This window comes from Cellulomonas hominis, from assembly GCF_005239125.1.
Taxonomy (GTDB): Bacteria; Actinomycetota; Actinomycetes; order Actinomycetales; family Cellulomonadaceae; genus Cellulomonas; species Cellulomonas hominis_A.
Genome location: NZ_SZYE01000014.1, coordinates 1 through 21,605, shown reverse-complemented (window position 1 = coordinate 21,605; position 21,605 = coordinate 1). Strand labels below are relative to the sequence as shown.

Sequence of the window (21,605 nt, the reverse complement as noted above, 5' to 3'; positions counted from 1 at the left end):
ATCAGGAAAGGCCGGTCGCCAGCAGGCGGCCGGCCTTTCTGCTGCCCGCCCGCGGGGCGCCGCGGCGTCCCCCCCGGCGAGTTCGCCGGTTGCGCGGATCCGGGCCCTGCGCAACCGGCGAACTCGCGCGCAACCGGCGAACTCGGCCGCGTGAAGGGGTGAGGTGGGTGCGGGGCGGGCGCGCGCGAGGCCGCCGCCCCCCTCGGGGGAGCGGCGGCCTCGTGGACGTGCGGGCGGCCGGGTCCTACTCCGCGGTGCGGCGGAGGACCTCCGTGAGGCGGTTCGCCGCCGAGACGACCGCGGCGGCGTGCAGCCGCCCCGGCTGGCGGCTCAGCCGCTCCACCGGGCCCGAGATGGACACCGCGGCCACGACCCGCCCCGACTGCCCGCGCACCGGCGCCGAGACCGACGCGACGCCGACCTCGCGCTCGGACACGGACTGCGCCCAGCCGCGGCGGCGGACGCCGGACAGGATCGTCGCGGTGAACTTGGCGCCCTGCAGGCCGCGGTGCAGCCGGTCGGGCTCCTCCCACGCGAGCAGGATCTGCGCCGCGGAGCCGGCCGCCATCGTGAGCGTCGCGCCCACGGGGATCGAGTCGCGCAGGCCGATCGGCCGCTCGGCGGCGGCCACGCAGATGCGCTGGTCGCCCTGGCGGCGGTAGAGCTGGGCGCTCTCGCCCGTGTGGTCGCGCAGCGCCGCGAGCACCGGGCCGGCGGCGGCGAGCAGCCGGTCCTCGCCGGCGGCGCTCGCCAGCTCCGTCAGGCGCGGACCCAGGACGAACCGGCCCTGCATGTCGCGCCCCACCAGGCGGTGGTGCTCGAGCGCGACGGCCAGCCGGTGGGCCGTGGGGCGGGCAAGATGGGTGGCGTTGACCAGCTGCGCGAGGGTGGCGGGTCCGGCCTCGAGGGCGTTGAGGACCGAGGCGGCCTTGTCCAGCACGCCGACTCCGCTAGAGTTGTCCATAGGTCGATATTGCCGTCTCGCACACTGAGACGCAAGTCGACACCGAGAAGGACCTGGTCGGCCCCCACCGACCGAAGGACGAGAGGACGCCCGAACATGGCCGGCACACTGGCGGAGAAGGTGTGGGAGAACCACATCGTGCGGCGCGGCGCCGACGGCGCGCCCGACCTGCTCTACATCGACCTGCACCTCGTCCACGAGGTCACCAGCCCGCAGGCGTTCGAGGGCCTGCGGCTCGCGGGCCGGAAGGTCCGCCGCCCGGACCTCACGCTCGCGACCGAGGACCACAACACCCCGACGCTGGACATCGACCTGCCGATCGCCGACCTCACGTCGCGCACGCAGATCGACACGCTGCGGAACAACGCGCAGGAGTTCGGCGTCCGGCTGCACTCGCTCGGCGACGCGGACCAGGGCATCGTGCACCAGGTCGGCCCGCAGCTCGGCCTGACGATGCCGGGCCTGACGGTCGTCTGCGGCGACTCGCACACCTCGACGCACGGCGCGTTCGGCGCGCTGGCGTTCGGCATCGGCACGTCCGAGGTCGAGCACGTGCTCGCCACCCAGACGCTGCCGCTGGCCCCGTTCAAGACCATGGCGATCACGGTCAACGGCGCCCTGCCGCTCGGCGCGACGGCCAAGGACATCATCCTGGCGGTCATCGCGAAGATCGGCACCGGCGGCGGCCAGGGCTACGTCCTGGAGTACCGCGGGGACGCCATCCGGTCGCTCTCCATGGAGGGCCGCATGACGATCTGCAACATGTCGATCGAGGCGGGCGCGCGCGCCGGCATGATCGCCCCGGACCAGACGACGTTCGACTACCTCAAGGGCCGCCCGCACGCCCCGGAGGGCGCCGACTGGGACGCCGCGGTCGCGTACTGGTCGACGCTGCGCAGCGACGACGACGCCACGTTCGACGCCGAGGTGGTCCTGGAGGCCGCCGACCTCGAGCCGTTCGTCACCTGGGGCACGAACCCGGGCCAGGGCCTGCCGCTGTCGGGCGCCGTCCCGGTGCCGGAGGAGATCGCGGACGCCAACGAGCGGGTCGCCGCCGAGCGCGCCATCGAGTACATGGGCCTGACCCCCGGCCAGCCGCTGCGGGAGATCGCGGTCGACACGGTGTTCATCGGCTCCTGCACCAACGGCCGGATCGAGGACCTGCGGGCCGCGGCCAAGCTCATGCAGGGCCAGAAGAAGGCCGACAGCGTCCGCGTCCTCGTCGTGCCGTCGTCCGCCCGCGTGCGGCTGCAGGCCGAGGCCGAGGGCCTGGACCGGATCTTCCTCGACTTCGGGGCCGAGTGGCGCAACGCCGGCTGCTCGATGTGCCTGGGCATGAACCCGGACCAGCTCGCGCCGGGGGAGCGGTCGGCGTCGACGTCGAACCGCAACTTCGAGGGCCGGCAGGGCAAGGGCGGCCGCACGCACCTGGTGTCCCCGCTGGTCGCCGCCGCCACGGCGATCCGCGGCACCCTGTCCTCCGTCTCCGACCTGGGCCCGGACGTCGCCGTCCCGGACGGCTCGCCGCTGGACCTCCAGCCGGCCTGAGCCGCCGTCGCCCCGACCCCTCGACACCAGGAACGAGAGCCCTCATGGAGAAGTTCACCCAGCACACCGGCGTCGGCGTCCCGCTGCGCCGCAGCAACGTCGACACCGACCAGATCATCCCCGCCGTCTACCTCAAGCGCGTGACCCGCACGGGCTTCGAGGACGCGCTGTTCGCCGCCTGGCGGAACGACCCCTCGTTCGTCCTCAACCAGGACGCCTACCGCACCGGCTCGGTGCTGGTGGCCGGCCCGGACTTCGGCACCGGCTCCTCCCGCGAGCACGCCGTGTGGGCGCTGAAGGACTACGGGTTCAAGGTCGTCCTGGCCTCGCGGTTCGCGGACATCTTCCGCGGCAACTCCGGCAAGCAGGGCCTCGTCGCGGCCCAGCTCGCGCAGGAGGACGTCGAGCTCATCTGGAAGGTCCTGGAGACCGCGCCGGGCACCGAGGTGACCGTCGACCTCGGGACGAAGACCGTCACCTGCGACGACGTCGTGGTGCCGTTCCAGATCGACGACTACACCCGCTGGCGCCTGATGGAGGGCCTGGACGACATCGGCCTCACCCTGCAGCACGAGGCGGAGATCACCGCGTTCGAGGCCACCCGGGACGCCTGGCGCCCGAAGACCCTGCCGGCGAAGCACCTGCCGCCGGTCGAGATCAAGGCCGCCCGTCCGGTCGAGCTGAGCCTGGGACGTCGTCCCGGCCTCTGAGCCACCCCCCGGGGGAACCCGAGTACCCGACCCCGCCCGGGCCGCGCAGGATGCTGCGCGGCCCGGGCGTCCCGTTTGTGGAGGTTTGGCACGCGCTGTACGGGCCGCGCGGCGCGCGTGCGCGACCCGCCCGGCGCGTGCGCCACCATGGGGGGATGACCGATCTGCTCTACGTCCACGGCGGGACGCCCCTGTCGGGCGAGATCACCGTCCGGGGTGCCAAGAACTTCGTCTCGAAGGCGATGGTGGCGTCCCTGCTGGGCGAGACCCCCAGCGAGCTGCGCAACGTGCCGCAGATCCGCGACGTCGGCGTCGTCACCGGCCTGCTCGAGCTGCACGGTGTGCGCGTGTCGGCCGACGCCGAGGGCGGCGTCCTGCGCCTCGACCCGACGGACGTCGAGTCCGCGCACGTGGCCGACATCGACGCGCACGCCGGGTCCAGCCGCATCCCGATCCTGTTCTGCGGCCCGCTGCTGCACCGGCTGGGCGAGGCGTTCATCCCCGACCTGGGCGGCTGCCGGATCGGCGACCGGCCGATCAACTACCACCTGGACATCCTGCGGCAGTTCGGCGCCGTGGTGGACAAGCGCGAGAACGGCATCCACATCCGCGCGCCCCGCCGGCTCCGCGGCACGAAGATCACGCTGCCGTACCCGAGCGTCGGGGCGACCGAGCAGCTGCTGCTCACCGCCGTGCGTGCCGAGGGCGTGACCGAGCTCACCAACGCGGCGATCGAGCCCGAGATCATGGACCTGATCAACGTCCTGCAGAAGATGGGCGCGATCATCTCGGTCGACACCGACCGGGTCATCCGGATCGAGGGCGTCGACCGGCTCGTGGGCTTCCGGCACACCGCGCTGGCCGACCGGATCGAGGCGGCGTCGTGGGCGTCCGCCGCGCTGGCGACCGGCGGCGACGTGTACGTGCGCGGGGCCACCCAGCCCGAGATGACCGCGTTCCTCAACACCTTCCGCAAGGTGGGCGGCGAGTTCGCGATCGACGACGACGGCATCCGGTTCTACCACCCGGGCGGCGACCTGAAGTCGATCGTGCTCGAGACCGACGTGCACCCCGGCTTCATGACCGACTGGCAGCAGCCGCTGGTGGTCGCGCTGACCCAGGCCAAGGGCCTGTCGATCGTGCACGAGACGGTGTACGAGAACCGGTTCGGGTTCACCGACGCGCTGCGCGGCATGGGCGCCACCATCCAGGTCTACCAGGACTGCCTCGGCGGCCGGCCGTGCCGGTTCGGCCAGCGCAACTTCTCGCACTCGGCGGTGATCTCCGGGCCGACCCCGCTGACGGCCGCCGACATCGAGGTCCCGGACCTGCGCGGCGGGTTCAGCCACCTGATCGCGGCGCTGACCGCGCAGGGCACCTCGGCCGTGCGCGGGATCAGCCTGATCGACCGGGGCTACGAGAACTTCACCGCGAAGCTCGAGGCGCTGGGCGCGAAGTTCGACCGCGACTGACCGTCGCCGCGCACGCGGCCCACGACGCCCGCCCGGCCCCTGCGGCCGGGCGGGCGTCGTCGTCCCCGGGGCGCGCGAAGTAGGGGTTTACAACGGAGGAACGGCTTCGCTAGACAAGTCCCGCGGTTATCCGTTGTAAACGGCCGGGTGGCGATCTCAGCCGCCGCCCACCTGGTCACCGATGGCGAAGGAGCCACCCGTGAGCCAGATGTCCCGTACCCCCGCACGCCCGCTGCCGGGCCGACCCGGTCCGACCCGCCGCGGCTTCCTGGCCGGGCTCGGCGCCCTCGGCCTCGGCACCGCCGTCGCCGCGTGCTCCGGCGGCGGCCCGTCCACGTCCGGCGCGAGCGGCGGCTCCGGCGGGTCCGGCGCGGTCGAGCTGTCGTTCTGGAACGGCTTCACCGGGGGCGACGGCCCCGTCATGCAGGACCTGGTCGACCGGTTCAACGCCGAGCACGAGGGCGTCGCCGTGAAGATGACCACCATGGAGTGGGCCGACTTCCACGCCAAGCTGCCCGCCGCCCTCACCTCCGGGCAGGGCCCGCACATCGCGATCCAGCACCTCGACTCGCTGCCGACGTCGGCCGCGCGCGGCCTGCTGCTGCCGCTGGACGACCTGGCCGACGACCTGGACCTCACCGCCGACGACTTCATCCGCCCGGTGTGGGACGCCGGGATCTACGCCGGCCAGCGATACGGCATCCCGCTGGACGTGCACCCGCTGGGGTTCTTCTTCAACACCGCGGTGATGGCCGACTCCGGGCTCGACCCCGCCGCCCCGCCGACGGACCGCGCGTCCTACGAGGCGGCACTCGACGCGCTGCTGGCGAACGGCGTCGCCGGGCACTGGATGAGCCCGCACACGTTCACCGGCGGGCAGACGCTCCAGTCGCTGATCTGGCAGTTCGGGGGGGACCTGCTCGACGCGGACGGCGCCACCGCCGCCTGGGCGCAGGACGAGGGGGTCGAGGCGCTGTCCTGGATGGTCGACGCGGTGCACCGGGGGTGGAGCGCCCGCGACGTGGGGCAGGACGCCGACATCATCGCGCTGCAGAACGGGCAGGCCGCGTTCAACTGGAACGGCATCTGGTCGGTCAACACCCTGGACGAGATCAGCGGCCTCGAGTGGGGCGTCCGCCGGCTGCCGCGGATCGGGTCGGTCGACGCGGCGTGGGCCGGGTCGCACAACTTCGTGCTGACCAAGCAGCGGGGTACGACCGACGACCAGCTGGACGCGGCCCGGACGTTCGTGAACTGGGTGTCCCAGCAGTCCGCGGCCTGGGCCGTGGGCGGGCAGGTCCCCGCCCGCCGGTCGGCGCGCGAGTCGGCGGAGTTCACCGCGCTCGCCCCGCAGGCGGCGATCGCCGAGCAGGCGGACGACTTGCGGTTCCCGCCCTCGATCCCCGGCGCCGGAGACGCGGTCGGCGAGCTGTACACCGCGCTGAACGAGGCCGTGCTCCTCGTGAAGGAGCCGCGCGAGGCGCTGGCCGACGCCGCGGCGCGCGCCGACCAGGTGCTCGCCGACAACCGCGACCGCTACGGCGCCGCGTGAGCGCCGCGGTCGCCGCCCCGCGCCGGCCGCTCCGGCGCGGGGCGCGGTGGACGCCGTACGCGTTCCTCGCGCCGTTCCTGCTGATCTTCGGCACCTTCGTGGCGTTCCCCGCGGTGCGCGGGGTGTGGATGTCCCTGCACGACTGGGACTACCTCATGCCCAGCAGGCCGTTCGTGGGCCTCGACAACTACGCCGCGCTGTTCGACTCGACCAGCGTGGTGTTCCAGCGGTTCTGGGACGGCATGGCGGCCACCGGGACGTTCGTCGTCGCCTCGGTGCCGCTCCTGCTGACCGTGCCGCTGCTGCTCGCGATGGCGCTGAACCGGCGGTTCCCCGGGCGGACGCTGCTGCGGGCGGTCGTGTTCCTGCCGTACGTGCTCGGCGTCGCGGTCGTGGGCGTGCTGTTCCGGTTCGTCCTCGACCCCAACCTGGGTGTGCTCAACCACCTGCTGCAGCTCACCCGGCTCGACCGGCTGCTGCACGCGCTCGGCGCCGGCGACCCGGTCCCGTGGCTGACGGCGCAGCCGTGGGCCTGGGTATCGCTCGTCGGGGTGACGATCTGGTGGACCCTCGGGTTCAACATGATCATCTACCTGGCCGGGCTCCAGGACGTGCCCGCCGAGCTGTACGACGCCGCCGAGGTGGACGGGGCGTCCGCCCGCCAGCGGTTCCGGCACGTCACCCTGCCGGGATTGCGGCCGGTGCTGGCGTTCGTGCTCACCATGACCGTGCTCGCCTCGGCCAACATGTTCGGCCAGGCCGATCTCATGACGGGCGGCGGCCCCGGCACGTCCACCCGGACGGCCCTCATGGTGATCCTGGACACCGGGCTCGGGCAGTACAAGATGGGGTCCGCCGCCGCGATGGGCTACCTGCTGTCGATCGGGCTCGGCATCGTGTCGATCGCCAGCTTTGTCGCCCTGCGGGAGCGGGACGGCAGCCGCCGTCCCCGCCGGCGTCGGAGGGCGTCGTGAGGGCCCGCCGCGGCCTCGGTGCCGCCGCGACCTGGGCGCTGGTCCTCGTCCTGGTGGTGACCTTCGTCGGGCCGCTGCTGTGGATGGGTCTGACCTCGGTGAAGTCGTACGGGGAGGCGACGGCCTCGCCGCCCACGCTGTGGCCGCAGGAGATCGACCTGTCCGCCTACGACCGGCTGCTCAGCCTCGACGGGCCGTACCCCGTGCTGCGCTGGTTCCTCAACTCGCTGCTTGCCGCCATGCTGCACACCGTCCTCGTGCTCGTGGTGGCGTCGACGGCGGCCTTCGCCCTCGCCCGGATGCAGTTCCGCGGGCGAGGGGTCATCTTCGGCGTGATCGTCTCGACGCTGTTCCTGCCGGCGTTCGTGTTCCTCATGCCGAACTACCTGACGATCGACCAGCTCGGCTGGATCGACTCGATCTGGGCCCTCGTGGTGCCCGGCGCGGCGGGGGCGTTCGGGGTGTTCTTCCTCCGGCAGTTCTTCGTCGGGCTGCCCGTGGAGCTGGAGGAGGCGGCGGCGCTGGACGGGGCGAACCAGTGGCGGGTGTTCACCCAGGTCGTGCTCCCGAACACCCGGCCCGCGCTGGCGACGCTCGCCGTGCTCGCGTTCCTCGGCAACTGGAACGACTACATCTGGCCGGTCTACGTGCTGTTCAGCCCGGAGCGGCTGACCCTCCCCGCGGGGCTGAAGCTGCTGCAGGGCGCTTACGTGACCGACTTCCCGTCGATCATGGCCGGGGCGGTGGTGGCGTCGGTGCCGGTGATCGTGCTGTTCGCGCTGACGCAGCGGTTCATCATCGAGGGCGTCGCGCGCAGCGGGCTGAAGGGGTGAGCGCCGTGCGACGCGGCCCCCGGCGGGGCGCGGCCGGGGCGGTCACGGTGCTGGCCGTGGTGGCGGTCCTCGCCGGCTGCGGCTCCGGCACCCGCGACCCCGGCACCGACCCCGGCACCGACCGCGCGACCGAGGACACCGAGGAGAGCGACGTGGCCTTCACCAACCCCGTGTACGACGGCAACCTGCCCGACCCGTTCGTGCTGCGCGCGGCGGGGGCCTGGTACGCCTACGGCACCCAGGGCCGGCTCGGCACCCTGCCGGTGCTGCGCTCCGACGACCTCGTGCACTGGGAGGTGGTCGGCGACGGGATGCCGGTCCTCGCCCCGTGGACCGGCGCCGGACGGCACTGGGCGCCCGAGGTGGTCGAGCTCCAGGGCCGGTACGTGGCGTACTACACGGCGATGGAGCGCGGGACCCAGCAGCAGTGCCTCGGCGTCGCGGTCGCGGACCACCCGGCGGGCCCGTTCGTCGACGAGGCCGACGCCCCGTTCGTCTGCGAGTACGACGAGGGTGGGTCGATCGACGCGTCCCCGTTCGTCGACGCCGACGGCACGCCGTACCTGCTGTGGAAGAACGACGGCAACCACGTGGGCGTGCGGTCGTGGATCCGGGTGCAGCAACTCGCCCCGGACGGGCTCGCGCTGGTCGGCGACGGGCCGGTCGACCTGATCACGCACGACCAGCCGTGGGAGGGCCACCTGGTCGAGGGGCCGACGGTCGTCCTGCGCGACGGCCGGTACCACTTGCTGTACTCGGCGAACGACTACGGGTCCGCCGACTACGGCGTCGGCTGGGCCGTCGCCGACGCGCTCACCGGCCCGTGGGCCAAGCCGCTGGACGAGCCGCTGATGCGGTCCTCGCCCGAGGCCGCCGGGCCGGGGCACGGCTGCGTGGTCACGGTCGACGACGGGGCGACCTGGTACGTGCACCACGCGTGGCCGCCGGACGCCGTCGGCGCCGCGTACCCCGGGCGCCAGGTGTGGCTCACGCCGCTGGACTGGGGCGCCGACGGCGTGCCCGTGCTGGCGGGGCCGGCGGCGACCGTGGACCGGCTGCCGTGACGGTCACCCTCCGGGACGTCGCCGCCGTGGCGGGCGTGTCGTTCAAGACGGTGTCGAACGTCGTCAACGAGCACCCCCACGTCACCGCGGCGACCCGGTCGCGGGTCCTCGCGGCGATCGAGCAGCTCGGCTACCGGCCGAACGCCACGGCGCGCAGCCTGCGGCACGGCCGTTCGGGCATCCTCGCGCTGGCCGTGCCCGAGCTCACCTCGCCGTACTTCGCCGCGCTCGCCTCGGCGGCGGGCCGGGCCGCGAAGGAGCACGGCCGGGTGCTGGTGATCGAGGAGACGCGCGGCGATGTCGAGGGGGAGCGGGTGGCGCTCGTCGACCTGACCTCCCGCCTGGTGGACGGCGTGATCCTGTCGCCGCTCGTCACGCCGCACGAGACGGTGGTCCGGCGGATCGGCCGGACGCCGCTCGTCATGCTCGGCGAGCACCGGTACGACGTGGGGGCCGACCACGTGGCGATGGACAGCGTGCGCGCGGCCCGGGAGCTCACCGAGCACCTGCTCGCCACCGGGCGGCGGCGGATCGCCGTGCTCGGGCGCCAGGCGGCCGGCAGCACCGGCGGCGAGCGGTGGCGCGGGCACCGCGAGGCGCTCGCGGCGGCGGGCCTCGAGCTCGACGAAGCGCTCGTCCCGCGGGTGGGCGCGTACCGCCGGGCCGACGGCGTGCGGGCGGTGCGGGAGCTGCTCGCCGCGGGCGTGGGGTTCGACGCGGTGCTCTGCTTCAACGACCTGCTGGCCCTCGGCGCGTGGCACGCCGTGCGTACCGCCGGCCTCGCCGTGCCGGGCGACGTCGCGGTCGCCGGCTTCGACGACATCGAGGAGTCCCGGTACGCCGGGCTGACGACCGTCGCCCCGGACCTCGGCGTGCTCGCGCGCGAGGCGGTGCGGCTGCTCGTGCGCCGGGTGGAGGACCCCGCCGTCGACCCGGTGCAGGTCGAGGTCCCGTTCCGGGTCGCCGTGCGGCCCAGCACCGTGGGCGGCCCGCCCGCGCCGTGACCACTCCGGTTGCGGCCGCGGGCCGCGCCCCTAGCGTGGGCCGTGGGTCCGCAGCAGACCCCGCGAGCGCCGCCGCGGGCCAGCCGGTCCGGGCGCGGCCGACGCGGAGGGCACCGACGCCGTCGCCGCAGGCGATGTCGGCCGAGCCCCGCAGCACCGCGGGGACGGTCGTCGCCGCAGGGGCGTGCCGACCGCCCCCGGCGGTGCCGGCCGGCCGTGCGGCACGGTGGCGTGCCGGGATCAGGCCCGGGGCCGCTCGCGGAACTCGTGCGGGCTGTGCGGCGCCGTGCCCGACACCGACGCGACGATCGAGGCCGCGAGGTCGCGCATCTTCTGGTTCCGGGACTGGGAGGCGCGGCGCAGGATCGCGAACGCCTCCTCCGGGCCGCAGCGGTTCTGCGCCATGACGACCCCGAGGGCCTGGTCGATGACCGTGCGCGACGCCATCGCCAGCCGGAGGTCCTCGTTGGCGCGGCTCTGGTCCTGCAGCACCGACGCGACCACGACGGCCCGCGCGGCGTCCTCGGCGAACCGCCCGACGTCGGCGAGCACGTCCTCCGACCAGCCGCCGGCCGCCGTGTCGTACAGGTTGATCGCGAGCTCGATGCGCTCGCCGTCCGAGCGGGCGGCGGGCAGCGCCGCGGCCGAACGGAACCCGGCGTCGAGAGTGGCGTCGTGCCAGGCGCTCCAGCGCCCCCAGCGCGCGTCATCGGCCTCCACGTCGGGCAGCACGATGCGGCGCTGCGTGCGCGACGCGTCGATGCAGGGACCGGCCCCGGCCTGCTGCTCGGCGCGGTCGCACCGGGCGGACCGCTCGTCGGTGGCGGCCGCGACGGCCGACGTGGCACCGATGCGCACGGTGATCGCCGCCGAGCACCCGTCGCCGGCCCGGGCCGCGGCGCGCGCCGCGGCGGCCTCGAGCAGGTGCTCGACGGGCACCGCGGAGACGAGCAGGTCGTGCAGGTCGCCCAGCGCGCCGGCTCGCCAGTCCGGCGGGGCGGCGGCGGGCTCGCCCACCGGCGGCAGGTCCAGCCCGTGCACCGGGTCGGCGGCCATCAGCGGTCTCCCGCCGGAGCGTGACCCTCCGGCTCCTCGTCGCCCTCGGCCGCGGCGTCGCCGGGGCCCGTGTAGCCGGCCTCCGGGCCGTCGCCGTCGGAGCCGGGCGTGCTCTGCTCGGCGACGTCGTCGGGGTCGCCGCCGGGCAGCACCCCGTCGGGTCGGGCGGACGGGTCCTGGGTCATGCGGTCCTCCTCGGTCGGGTGGCTCACATGCTCGCGCCGGTGACATCCTCCCGCATCTCGGCGCGCCCGGACAGGGGAGCGACGACCCGCAGCTGCACGCCCGCGTGCTCGGCGCGCCGCCGCAGCCGGGCGACGTGCAGCGCCGCGACCGGCCCGATCCGCTGCAGCCCGGAGGCGTCCAGCACGAGGGTGCCGCGCGGCGGCACCGCCCGGAGCGCCTCGGTGAGGCCCGCCACGAGCGTCGGCGCGGTGCCCGCGTCGACCTCGCCGGCGAGCTGGACGACGACCGCGCGCCCCTCGACGGTGTGCCGGACGACCAGCGTCGTGGGCAGGACCCGCCCGCAGGTCGCCGACCGCACCGTCCCGCCGTCCAGGCCGGCCACGTCGTGGCGGACCGCGACGTCGGCCAGGCCGGCGAGCGCCGCGTCGAGCACGTCGCGCGGGTCGCGGTCCGCCTGCCGGCCGGGCAGCGTCTCGAGCAGGCGCTCCGCCACGGAGCGGACCTTCACGTTCAGGTGCTCTGAGTGCCACCGGAGGAAGTCGAACGCCGCGGCGTCGTCCAGGCCGTAGGCGAGCATGGCCGCCCCCTTGGCCTGGTCGATGACCTCGCGGGAGGCGATGGCCGCGGCGAGCATGTCGTCGGCGCGGCGGGCGGCGGTCGCGCCGATCTCCGCCCCGAGGTCGACCAGCAGGCCCAGACGCTCCTGCGGCCGCCCGTCCCGGGCCGCGGGGAGGTCGACGGGCCGACCGTCGTGCGGGGCGTCGCCGTCCGCGGCGCGGTGCGCGTGCCGCGGGTCGACCGTCGGCGCGAGGACGGCCAGCACGGAGCGCTCCGCACCGCTCGCGTCGAGCAGGCGGTAGCGGACGGTGCTGCCGTCGCCGCCGGCGACCGGGGCGGCGCGGAGCACCGCCTCCAGGGCGGGCCGGTCCTCGCGGTGGCAGTGGGCGAGCATCAGCGCGGTGGAGGGGACCACGTCGCCGGGCTCGAAGCCGTGCAGCCGGTAGACGGGCTCGGACCAGGCGAGCGCGTCGCCGTCGCCGAGCACGTGGAACGTCCCGGGGGCGGTCGGGCTCGGCTGGGCCGGGCCGGACGCGGGACGAGGAGTGAGGGACATGGGTGCTCCGAAGCCGAGGCCCCGACGCCGTTCGTGCACGTCAGGCCGGTTTCCCGCGCGGCTCGCTTCGTCCCAACGATGCGCGGTGGGTCAGCCCGGGGCGACCGGGTGACCAGGTCCGATAGTGCCAAATGCGAGCGCTGTCCGCACACCGACCGGCCGCAGGGGTTGCGCACGCGGCCCCGGGCCCTACCCTCGGCCCGCCGGGTAGCATCGGCTCCCGTGCATCCCCCCCGCGCCAACCGGTCCTACCGCAACGTCGCCCGCGTGCTCCGCCCCGTGCTGTACGCGATCACGCGCCGCGACTGGCGGGGCGCCGAGCACCTGCCGGCGGGCACCGGCTTCATCGCCGCCGGGAACCACATGACCAACGTGGACCCGCTGACCTTCGCGCACTACCTGTACGACAACGGTGTCGCCCCGAAGATCCTGGCCAAGTCGTCGCTGTTCACCGTGCCGGTGCTCGGCTGGGTGCTGCGCACGTCCGGGCAGATCCCGGTCTACCGGAACACGTCGAAGGCGGGCGACTCGCTGCGCGCCGCCGAGCAGGCGCTCGCCGCGGGGGAGTGCGTCGCGGTGTTCCCCGAGGGCACCCTCACCCGCGACCCGGACCTGTGGCCGATGGTGGCCAAGACCGGCGTCGCCCGCCTCGCGCTCACCTCCCGGGTGCCGGTCGTCCCGATCGCCCAGTGGGGCGCCCAGGACCTGCTCGGGCGGTACAAGAAGCTGTTCAAGCCGATCCCGCCGAAGAAGGTCACCGTCGTCGCCGGCCCGCCCGTCGACCTGTCCGACCTCTACGACCGGCCCCTCGACGCCGCGACCCTGCGCGAGGCCACGGCCCGCGTCATGGCCGCGATCACCGCCCTGCTCGCCGACGTCCGGGGCGCGACCCCGCCGGCCGCGCCCTACGACATGCGGCGCCCGGGCGGCGCGACGACGGACCCCGCGTGACCCGCGCCGCCGTCCTCGGGGCCGGCGCCTGGGGCACGACGTTCGCCGCCGTCCTCGCGGACGCCGGCTGCGACGTCACCGTCTGGGGCCGGGACGCCGCCGTGTGCGAGGCGATCACCCGCGACCACCGCAACGAGCGCTACCTGCCCGGGATCGACCTGCCCGAGCGCGTCACGGGGGAGGCCGACCCGGCCGCGGCCGTCGCCGGGGCGGACGTCGTCGCGGTCGCCGTGCCGTCGCAGTCGGCGCGCGCCGTCCTGACCCCGCTCGCCGACGCGCTGGCGCCCGGCGCCGTCGCCGTGTCGCTGATGAAGGGCGTCGAGCTCGCCACCGACCGGCGGATGAGCGAGGTGATGGGGGAGGCCCTGCGGCTGCCCGCCGGGCGCCTGGCCGTGCTGTCCGGGCCGAACCTGGCCGCGGAGATCGCCGCGCGGCAGCCGACCGCCACCGTCGTCGCCTCGGCCGACACGGGCACCGCCGAGCGGGTCGCCGCCGCGTGCGCCTCCGGCTACTTCCGGCCGTACACGAACGACGACGTCGTCGGCGTCGAGCTGTGCGGCGCCGTGAAGAACGTGATCGCGCTCGCCGTCGGCATCTCGCAGGGCCGCGGCCTCGGCTACAACACGATGGCGACCGTCATCACCCGGGGCCTGGTCGAGATCACGCGGCTCGGCCTGGCGCTGGGGGCACGGGCCGAGACGTTCCCGGGCCTGGCGGGCATGGGCGACCTCATGGCCACCTGCGCGTCGCCGGACTCGCGGAACCACCGGCTCGGCCTCGCCGTCGGCCGGGGGCTCTCGCTCGACGAGGCCGTCGCCGCGACCGGCGGCACCGCCGAGGGCGTGAAGTCCTCCCGGTCGGTCCTCGACCTGGCCGAGCGGGCCGGCGTCGACATGCCGATCACCGCCGCCGTCGTGCAGGTGCTGCACGAGGGGCTGCCCGTCGACGCGCTCGCGCCGCTGCTGCTCGGGCGCCCCCGCAAGGCCGAGGGCGTCTAGCCGCGCAGCGCGCGGTCGAGGTCCCGCCAGAGGTCCTCGACGTCCTCGATCCCGACGCTCAGCCGCAGCAGGTCCTCCGGCACCGTCGGCGACTCCGTGGCGAACCGGCGGCGGCGCTCGATGCTCGACTCCACGCCGCCGAGGCTCGTCGCCGGCACCCACAGCCGCAGCGCGGCCACGACCGCGTCGGCGCCGTCGGCCCCGCCCGCCGGGCGCAGTCCGATGATCGAGCCGTAGCCGGCCATCTGCGCGGTCGCGCGCGCGTGGCCGGGGTCGCCGGGGAGGCCCGGGTGCCGCACCTCGACCACGCCCGGGTGCTCCGACAGGCGCCGGGCCAGCTCCAGCGCGGTGCGCTGCGAGCGCTCCACCCGCAGGGCGAGCGTGCGGATGCCGCGCAGCGCGAGGTACACCTCGAACGGGCCGGCGATCGCGCCGTGCACCGTGCGGTAGCCGTGCAGCTGCTCCCGCAGCGCGGCGTCGTCCGTGAGCACCGCACCGAGCACGACGTCGCTGTGGCCCGCGAGGTACTTCGTCACCGAGTGCACGACGACGTCCGCGCCGTGCTCGAGCGGGCGCTGCACCAGCGGCGTCGCGAACGTGTTGTCCACCGCTACGAGCGCGCCCGCGGCGTGGCCTGCGGCGACCAGCGCGGGGAGGTCCGCGACCTCGAGCATCGGGTTGGTCGGCGACTCGACCCACAGCAGCGACGTCGCGCGGCCCGTCGGGGACGCGGCCGGGTCCAGCGCCGCGACCACGGCGGCCGTGTCCGCGACGTCGACCTGCTGCACCTCGACGTCCGAGCGCTGCGCCAGGTCGCGGGCGTAGCCCAGCGTCACCTGGTACGCGTGCCGGGGGAGCACCAGCCGGCCGCCGTGCGGCACCAGCGACAGCGCCGCCGCGATCGCGGCCATCCCGGAGCCGAGCACGAGCGCGGGGTGCACCGAGCCCTCCAGCGCGCCGAGGGTCGCCTCGAACGGGCCCCACGTCTCCGTGTCGCCGCGGGCGTACATCATCTCGCCCGGCTGCGGCACGCCCTGCGACACGTACGTCGAGGACAGCACCACCGGCGGGTTCACGGGCGCGCCCTGCGCGCGGGCGGGGCGGCCCGCCGTCACGGCCAGGGTCTCGCGGGACAGGTCGGCGTCGTGCGCGTGCTCGGTCACGGGCCGCAGGCTACGCGCACGCGCGCGGCGCCGACCGTCCCGTCCCACCCAGCGGCTAGGCTGCCGGGCGATGTCCAGCCAGCCTGAGCCCGTGTCCGGGCCCGCCGCGTCCGCCGCCAGCCGCCCCCGGGTGCTCGTGCTGTTCGGGGGGCGCTCCAGCGAGCACGCCATCTCCTGCGCCACCGCCGGGGCCGTGCTCCGCGCGATCGACCGGGAGCGCTACGACGTCCTGCCCATCGGCATCACGCCGCAGGGGCGGTGGGTGCGCGTCGCCGACGACCCGGACCACTGGGCCATCGTCGACGGCCGGCTGCCCGAGGTCGAGGCGCTCCCGGAGCAGGTGCTGCTCCCGCAGGAGGTCGGCTCCCGCGAGCTCCAGGTCATCGAGCCGGGCTCGCCCGCCGTGGACCTCGGCGCCGTCGACGTCGTCCTGCCCCTGCTGCACGGCCCGTTCGGCGAGGACGGCACCCTGCAGGGCATGCTCGAGCTCGCCGACGTCCGGTACGTCGGCGCGGGCGTGCTCGCCTCCGCCGTCGGCATGGACAAGCACTTCATGAAGGTCGTCCTCGCCGGCGCCGGGTTGCCCGTCGGGCCGTTCGTCACCCTGCGCGGCGACGACCTCGCCACCGACCGGGACGGCGTCCGCGCCCGGATCGCGGCGCTCGGGCTGCCGCTGTTCGTCAAGCCCGCCCGCGCCGGGTCCAGCATCGGCATCACCCGGGTCGTCGACCCCGCCGACCTCCCCGCCGCCGTCGCCGCCGCCCAGGAGCACGACCCCAAGGTCGTCGTCGAGGCCGGCATCGTCGGGCGCGAGATCGAGTGCGCCGTCCTCGGCGGCCGCGGCGGCGCCCGCCCGCGGGCGTCGCTGCCCGGGGAGATCGTCGTCACCGACGCGACGCACGGGTTCTACGACTTCGAGGCCAAGTACCTCGACGAGGCGGCTGTCCAGCTGTCCTGCCCGGCCGACCTGCCCGAGGACGTCATCGCCCGCGTGCAGGACGTCGCCGTGCGGACCTTCGAGGCGGTCGACGGCGAGGGGCTCGGGCGCGTCGACGTGTTCGTCACGCCCGGCGGCGAGGTGGTCGTCAACGAGATCAACACCATGCCGGGGTTCACGCCGTTCTCGATGTACCCGCGGATGTGGCAGCAGAGCGGGCTGTCCTACGCCGACCTGCTGGACGAGCTCCTGCAGCTCGCGCTCGAGCGGCCGACCGGGCTGCGCTGACCGGCTAGAGGCAGGCGCGGGTCGCCTCGACCTGCGCGATCGCGGGGCTGAGCGCGTCCAGGAACGACGTCGACCGCTCCGCCACCACCGCCGCCGGGACGTGCACCTCCACGGCCGGGTCGCGGCCGTACGTCACGAACGTCCAGTCCGACGACCCCGGCTCGAGCAGGGCGTCGGCGCCGGACGTCGGGCCGGCCGTCGGGTCCGCCGTCGCGTCCGGGTCGTCCCCGGCGCCGTCGGGGCCGGCCCCCGCGTCCGCGGGCTCCGCGTCCGCCCGGACCAGCCAGTCGATGCTCGTCCCGCCCGCCGTCTCCATCGTCACGCACTGCTCCGTCGTCGGGCCGGGCACCGCCACCCCGCAGCGCAGCGTCACCGGGTCCGTCGGGTCGCCCCACGCCCACGTCGCCTGGCTCGTCGTCCGGAGCTCGTCCAGCCCGTCACCCAGCGACTCGGGCAGCGCCAGCACCACCCGCGCGCACGCCGGGTCCGCCGCGTCCGGCGCCACCGCGACCCCGACCGTCGACGCGCACCCCGCGAGCAGCGGCACGCCGGCCAGCGCCAGCGCGGCCGTCCCTGCGGCGGTGCGGGCGGGGCGTCGGCGGGAGGAGCGGCTCACCGGGCCACGGTAACCCGACCCGGGCGGGCCCCCGGAACCGGGTGGCGCGCCGGCCGGCCGGGCCTCCGACCGCGTCCGTCACGCCGGGCGTCCCGGACGCCGAGCGTGCAACCGACACGTCGAGCGTGCATCCGCCGGGTACACGCTCGACGCGTCGGTTGCACAGTCGAGCCGCGGGTGCGCGCGGCGGGCGGGGCGCGGCGCGCGGCGGGCGCCGTCGCGGGCGCTACCGTGGCGGGCGTGACCGACCGCGCCGCGCCCGACCTCGACGCCGGGACCACGGTGGCCGACCTGTCGGAGGACGGGCTGCTCGCCCGGATCTTCCCGCACCTGCCCGCCGGCGACCGCACCCTGCTCGGACCGGGCGACGACGCCGCCGTCCTCGCCGCGCCGGACGGCCGGTTCGTGGTCTCGACCGACGTCCTCGTCGAGGGCCGCCACTTCCGGCGCGCGTGGTCCACCGGTGAGGACGTCGGCTGGCGCGCCGCCATGCAGAACCTCGCCGACGTCGCGGCGATGGGTGCCCGGCCCACCGCGATCGTCGTGTCGCTCGTCGTGCCCGCGGACCTCCCCGTCGCCTGGGTCGAGGGGCTGGCCCGCGGACTCGGCGCGGCGTGCGCGACCGTCGGGGCGGGCGTCGTCGGCGGCGACCTGTCCGGGGGCGACGCCGTGGTCGTCGCGGTCACGGTGCACGGCGACCTCGGCGGTGCCGCGCCCGTGCTGCGGTCCGGCGCCCGGCCCGGGGACGTGGTCGCGCTCGCCGGGACCGTCGGGCGCTCCGCCGCGGGGCTCGCGCTGCTCGACGCGGGCCGCCCCGAGGCCGACCTCGCGGTGGTCGCCGTCCACCGGCGCCCGCAGCCCCCTCTCGCCGCCGGACCGGCCGCCGCCGCCGGGGGAGCCACGGCGATGCTCGACGTGTCGGACGGGCTGCTGCGGGACGGCGAGCGGCTGGCCACGGCGAGCGGCGTCGTGCTCGACCTCGACGACCCGGCGTACTCGCTCGCCGGCGACCTCGACGCCCTGGCCGGGGCCGCGGCGGCCGTCGGGGCCGACCCGGTCGCGTGGGTGCTCGGCGGCGGCGAGGACCACGGGCTGCTCGCGACGTTCCCCGCGGGGGCGGCGCTGCCCGCGGGGTTCCGGCGGGTCGGCGTGGTGCGCGAGCCCGGCGCGGACCGGGCGGCGGGCACGGTGCTCGTCGGCGGCGCGCGGTCGCGGGTCCGCAGCGGCTGGGAGCACTTCCGGGGCTAGTCGTCCGCGCCCGCGACCTCGTCGGGTGCGACCTGCCCGCCCGCCGGCACGGTGCGGCCGGCGGGGCGGGACCTGGGACGCACGGGCGAGCGGGAGCGGACGCGGTCGCTGCGCGAGCGCCTCGGCTTCGTCTTCCAGGCGTCCGACCTGCTGCCCGCGCTGACCGCGCAGGAGAGCTGTCCGGCGGCCAGCAGCAGCGGGTGGCGCTCGCCCGCGCCCTGATCACGGCTCCGGACACCGTGTTCGCGGACGAGCCGACGGGGTCGCCCGACCAGGAGACGGCGGCCGGCGTGATCGTCGCCCCGCCCGCGAACCGGTCACGGTCCGAGCGCTCCTCCTCAGGCCAGGTCGACCGAGACCTCGGCCTTCTCCTCCAGGTCGAACAGCAGGCCGGACTCGTCCTTGGGCGTCAACCGCAGGACCACGTCCAGCACGTCGATGTCGTTGAGCGGAACGGTCCTGGCCTCGGTGAACGACTCGCCGGGCGCGAGCGGGTAGATGCCCTCCTCGTTGTGGTCCTGGATCACCCGCTGCGGCAGGCCGAGGGCCTCGTAGCCCGCCGCCGCGCGGGGCTCGTACCCGAGCGTCCGGTTCTGGAAGGACGGCGTCACGGAGATCATGCTCGCGGACATCGGGACCGGCGCGTCGCTCGTGTTGGTCACGGTCCAGGACAGGTAGACCACGGGCTCGCCCTCCGTCATCGCCTGGGTGCCGTCGCTGAAGAACTGGTCCTGCGTCGCGGGCAGGCGACCGGAGTCGTTCAGGCGGACGCTCAACGGGCCGAGCTGCACGGTGGCGAGCTCGTCCCCGACGTTCACGGCCGCATGCGCCCACGAGGCGGGCACCAGCCCGTCGGCGTCGGCTGCCGGAGCGTCCTCGGTCGGTCGCGCCTCGACGGGCTCCGTGACTGCCTCGTCGGCCTCCGGGACCGGCTCGGTGCTCACCGGGACCGCGGGCTGCCGGGTGTCGGGCGTCGGGGAGCAGCCCGCCGCCGTGATCGCGCATGCGAACGCGAGCAGGCCGACGAGTCGGTGGGAGGGTGTGACGGTACGCATGGAGGTCCTCGAGCTCTCGGAGACGTTCGGTCATGGTGCTGACCACGCGCACCTCGGACGGCCCGTCGTGGTCCCGACCATTCCTACGGATCTCCGACGATGCCGACGTGGGACCTGAGTGGTCCCTGAGGGGGCGGGCGGAACACCTACTCCACGATGGACAGGCGAGGCCGAGCACGGCCCCGTCCGTGCCGGAGGTACCGGACGTCGACCGACCCGTGCGTTCGGACGCTGGGAACGGGACCCGCACCCGTTGTCGACAGGCCAGCCGGTGGTGGGCGCCGCGGGGCATCGGGGACGCGCCGGGGCACCTGGGGACGGAGCACGGCCGCCGGGCTGTGGGAGGACTCGGCACCCTGGTCCGGCGCGGACCTCGTCACGGGACGGCCGTGGGCCGCCCCGGGGCGTCAGCGGCGGCGGTACCGGACCTCGAGCAGGTCGGCGCCGCCGACGTCCTCGGTGCGCTCGGTGCCGTCGGGCTGGAAGCCGTGCCGCCGGTAGAAGTGCCGGGCGCGCTCGTTGTCGGCGAATACCCACAGGGTCACGGGGATCCGCGGGGGGACGTCCTGCATGGCGGTGCGCAGCAGCTCGCGCGCGACGCCCGAGCCCCACATGCCGTGGTCGAGGTAGAGGGCGTACACCTGCAGCGCGGAGCGCTCGGCGTCCTCGTCGAGCGAGGGGCCGAGGGAGATGAACCCGACGACCTGCTCGGGCTCGACCGTGGCGACCCACGCACGGATGTGGCTGCCCGGGGAGAGGTCCCGTCGCCACACCTCGGCCCGCCGGTCCACGTCGAGGGAGGAGAGGTAGCTGTCGGGGACGAGGCCCGCGTACGCGTGCTGCCACGTCCGGACGTGCACGTCGGCGATGCCGGCGGCGTCCCGGGGCTCGGCGGGCCGGACCGTGTGCTCGCGGCGCTGCTCGCTCATGCGCTCAGGGTGCCACACGCCGCGGCGCCCTCACAGGGCGTTCCGCGCACCGATGGGCACCGGGGGCGGATCGCCCCCGGGCAGCACGAAGGCCCGTGCGGGCGAACCGCACGGGCCTTCGAGGTGAGTCGCTCAGACGGCGCGCTGGACCTTGCCGGCCTTGAGGCACGAGGTGCAGACGTTCAGCCGCTTGGGCGTGCCCGCGACAACCACGCGCACGCGCTGGATGTTCGGGTTCCAGCGTCGCTTGGTGCGCACGTGCGAGTGCGAGATGCTGTGCCCGAAGCTCGGGCCCTTGGCGCAGACGTCGCAGTTGGCAGCCACGGTCTTCTCCTGATCCGGTCATTGCACGCCGCTCGGAAGGGTGCCCGGGCGGCAAGTCCTGGTGGGTCGGTGGTGCCCGCACCGGCGGTCCGGAGACCTGTCCGAGGGGCGCACCTGTGCCCGGCAGTGGCCAGGCAACCGGATCAGACTAGCCCACGACGGCCGTGACCCTCAAAACGACGTCCGTCACACCCCCCGGGAGGGCCGACCGGGCTGGGGACGACGGGGGTGCTGCGGGTGGCGTGCGGCAGAGTAGGGGCCGCGCGGGCGAGCGGCCCGCGGGGTCGTCGGAGGGCGGGTGCCCGACGGCGACCGGGACGACGAGAGGACTGCGCGCGGACGTGGCTGGGCAACTCGGGGACGGCGGCGTGCTGCGCACCTGGCTCGACCGCGCGGTGCCCGCGCTGGAGGCGGCGCGCGAGCGGATCGACGCGGTGAACGTCTTCCCGGTGCCCGACGGCGACACGGGGACGAACGTGCTGCTGACGGTGCGCGGTGCCGCGGAGGAGGTCGCCGCCGTGCCCGCGGGCGCCCCGGCGACGGCGGGCGGGGGCGCAGCGGGGGGCGCGACGCAGGACGCGGACGGCGCGGCGGTGCTCCGGGCGCTCGCTCGCGGTGC

The 21,605-nt window shown here is 75.5% G+C and carries 22 protein-coding genes and 1 pseudogene; 15 read left to right on the top strand and 8 right to left on the bottom strand.

What is annotated here, in order from left to right; all coding sequences use genetic code 11:
* Positions 1–244: 244 nt before the first annotated feature.
* Positions 245–964, bottom strand: a complete 720-nt coding sequence (locus FA014_RS03650) for an IclR family transcriptional regulator (protein WP_154728344.1) — start codon at positions 962–964, stop codon at positions 245–247.
* 96 nt (positions 965–1,060) lie between these two features.
* On the opposite strand from FA014_RS03650, the gene leuC reads away from it, so the two are divergent.
* From leuC to FA014_RS03610, 8 genes are all read left to right on the top strand, one after another.
* Positions 1,061–2,512 (top strand): 3-isopropylmalate dehydratase large subunit, encoded by a 1,452-nt coding sequence (gene leuC, locus FA014_RS03645; RefSeq protein ID WP_154728343.1) that lies wholly within the window; start codon positions 1,061–1,063, stop codon positions 2,510–2,512.
* Between the two features lie 44 nt (positions 2,513–2,556).
* Positions 2,557–3,222 carry a 3-isopropylmalate dehydratase small subunit gene (gene leuD / locus FA014_RS03640; RefSeq protein ID WP_154728342.1) on the top strand — a complete coding sequence of 222 codons (666 nt, stop codon included), beginning with the start codon at positions 2,557–2,559 and terminating at the stop codon, positions 3,220–3,222.
* 155 nt (positions 3,223–3,377) lie between these two features.
* Positions 3,378–4,694, top strand: coding sequence for a UDP-N-acetylglucosamine 1-carboxyvinyltransferase (gene murA / locus FA014_RS03635; protein ID WP_154728341.1), 1,317 nt, complete (start codon positions 3,378–3,380; stop codon positions 4,692–4,694).
* Positions 4,695–4,902: 208 nt separating this feature from the next.
* Positions 4,903–6,246 carry an extracellular solute-binding protein gene (locus FA014_RS03630; RefSeq protein WP_154728365.1) on the top strand — a complete coding sequence of 448 codons (1,344 nt, stop codon included), beginning with the start codon at positions 4,903–4,905 and terminating at the stop codon, positions 6,244–6,246.
* Entirely contained in the window at positions 6,243–7,220 is a 978-nt protein-coding gene (locus tag FA014_RS03625) for a carbohydrate ABC transporter permease (protein WP_154728340.1), read from the top strand. Before FA014_RS03630 ends, FA014_RS03625 begins: the two co-directional genes overlap by 4 nt.
* Positions 7,217–8,053 (top strand): carbohydrate ABC transporter permease, encoded by an 837-nt coding sequence (locus FA014_RS03620; protein ID WP_230322841.1) that lies wholly within the window; start codon positions 7,217–7,219, stop codon positions 8,051–8,053. The genes FA014_RS03625 and FA014_RS03620 overlap by 4 nt, the downstream gene beginning before the upstream one ends.
* Before the next feature lie 5 nt (positions 8,054–8,058).
* Positions 8,059–9,117, top strand: a complete 1,059-nt coding sequence (locus tag FA014_RS03615; protein WP_230322840.1) for a glycoside hydrolase family 43 protein — start codon at positions 8,059–8,061, stop codon at positions 9,115–9,117.
* Positions 9,114–10,121 carry a LacI family DNA-binding transcriptional regulator gene (locus FA014_RS03610; RefSeq protein ID WP_154728339.1) on the top strand — a complete coding sequence of 336 codons (1,008 nt, stop codon included), beginning with the start codon at positions 9,114–9,116 and terminating at the stop codon, positions 10,119–10,121. Before FA014_RS03615 ends, FA014_RS03610 begins: the two co-directional genes overlap by 4 nt.
* 240 nt (positions 10,122–10,361) lie before the next feature.
* On the opposite strand, the gene FA014_RS03605 is transcribed toward FA014_RS03610, so the two are convergent.
* Genes FA014_RS03605 through FA014_RS03600 form a run of 3 tightly spaced genes read right to left on the bottom strand, consistent with a single transcriptional unit; the run spans position 10,362 to position 12,477 of the window.
* Positions 10,362–11,177 carry a GAF and ANTAR domain-containing protein gene (locus FA014_RS03605; RefSeq protein WP_195969151.1) on the bottom strand — a complete coding sequence of 272 codons (816 nt, stop codon included), beginning with the start codon at positions 11,175–11,177 and terminating at the stop codon, positions 10,362–10,364.
* On the bottom strand, positions 11,177–11,362 hold the full coding sequence (locus FA014_RS19845) for a hypothetical protein (RefSeq protein WP_195969150.1): 186 nt from the start codon (positions 11,360–11,362) through the stop codon (positions 11,177–11,179). The genes FA014_RS03605 and FA014_RS19845 overlap by 1 nt, the downstream gene beginning before the upstream one ends.
* A gap of 23 nt (positions 11,363–11,385) precedes the next feature.
* On the bottom strand, positions 11,386–12,477 hold the full coding sequence (locus FA014_RS03600; RefSeq protein WP_154728337.1) for an ANTAR domain-containing protein: 1,092 nt from the start codon (positions 12,475–12,477) through the stop codon (positions 11,386–11,388).
* A 222-nt stretch (positions 12,478–12,699) separates the two neighbouring features.
* Here FA014_RS03600 and FA014_RS03595 point away from each other — a divergent pair, with 222 nt between their 5' ends.
* Complete coding sequence (locus FA014_RS03595; RefSeq protein WP_230322839.1) at positions 12,700–13,428, top strand: lysophospholipid acyltransferase family protein; 729 nt, start codon at positions 12,700–12,702, stop codon at positions 13,426–13,428.
* Positions 13,425–14,426, top strand: a complete 1,002-nt coding sequence (locus tag FA014_RS03590) for an NAD(P)H-dependent glycerol-3-phosphate dehydrogenase (RefSeq protein ID WP_154728335.1) — start codon at positions 13,425–13,427, stop codon at positions 14,424–14,426. The genes FA014_RS03595 and FA014_RS03590 overlap by 4 nt, the downstream gene beginning before the upstream one ends.
* On the opposite strand, the gene FA014_RS03585 is transcribed toward FA014_RS03590, so the two are convergent.
* Positions 14,423–15,589, bottom strand: coding sequence for a trans-sulfuration enzyme family protein (locus tag FA014_RS03585; RefSeq protein WP_230322838.1), 1,167 nt, complete (start codon positions 15,587–15,589; stop codon positions 14,423–14,425). The two genes, FA014_RS03590 and FA014_RS03585, sit on opposite strands and share 4 nt — an antisense overlap.
* Before the next feature lie 70 nt (positions 15,590–15,659).
* Here FA014_RS03585 and FA014_RS03580 point away from each other — a divergent pair, with 70 nt between their 5' ends.
* A complete protein-coding gene (locus FA014_RS03580; protein ID WP_154728334.1) occupies positions 15,660–16,814 on the top strand; it encodes a D-alanine--D-alanine ligase family protein in 1,155 nt (384 codons plus the stop codon).
* Between the two features lie 4 nt (positions 16,815–16,818).
* Here FA014_RS03580 and FA014_RS03575 read toward each other — a convergent pair whose 3' ends face one another.
* The gene (locus tag FA014_RS03575) at positions 16,819–17,430 is read right to left on the bottom strand and encodes a DUF3515 family protein (RefSeq protein WP_195969149.1); all 612 of its coding nucleotides are present in this window, start codon (positions 17,428–17,430) and stop codon (positions 16,819–16,821) included.
* A 240-nt stretch (positions 17,431–17,670) separates the two neighbouring features.
* Between FA014_RS03575 and FA014_RS03570 the strand changes: the two genes are divergently transcribed.
* Genes FA014_RS03570 through FA014_RS21060 form a run of 3 tightly spaced genes read left to right on the top strand, consistent with a single transcriptional unit; the run spans position 17,671 to position 19,775 of the window.
* Complete coding sequence (locus tag FA014_RS03570; RefSeq protein ID WP_154728333.1) at positions 17,671–18,678, top strand: thiamine-phosphate kinase; 1,008 nt, start codon at positions 17,671–17,673, stop codon at positions 18,676–18,678.
* A gap of 51 nt (positions 18,679–18,729) precedes the next feature.
* The gene (locus FA014_RS19840; RefSeq protein WP_195969148.1) at positions 18,730–18,900 is read left to right on the top strand and encodes a hypothetical protein; all 171 of its coding nucleotides are present in this window, start codon (positions 18,730–18,732) and stop codon (positions 18,898–18,900) included.
* Positions 18,855–19,775, top strand: coding sequence for an ATP-binding cassette domain-containing protein (locus FA014_RS21060; RefSeq protein ID WP_419178362.1), 921 nt, complete (start codon positions 18,855–18,857; stop codon positions 19,773–19,775). Before FA014_RS19840 ends, FA014_RS21060 begins: the two co-directional genes overlap by 46 nt.
* Positions 19,776–20,140: 365 nt before the next feature.
* Here FA014_RS21060 and FA014_RS03560 read toward each other — a convergent pair whose 3' ends face one another.
* Entirely contained in the window at positions 20,141–20,662 is a 522-nt protein-coding gene (locus FA014_RS03560; protein ID WP_154728332.1) for a GNAT family N-acetyltransferase, read from the bottom strand.
* 132 nt (positions 20,663–20,794) lie between these two features.
* On the bottom strand, positions 20,795–20,986 hold the full coding sequence (gene rpmB / locus FA014_RS03555) for a 50S ribosomal protein L28 (protein ID WP_135974635.1): 192 nt from the start codon (positions 20,984–20,986) through the stop codon (positions 20,795–20,797).
* A 341-nt stretch (positions 20,987–21,327) separates the two neighbouring features.
* On the opposite strand from rpmB, the pseudogene FA014_RS03550 reads away from it, so the two are divergent.
* A pseudogene (locus tag FA014_RS03550) lies at positions 21,328–21,605 on the top strand (hypothetical protein); the annotation flags it as partial.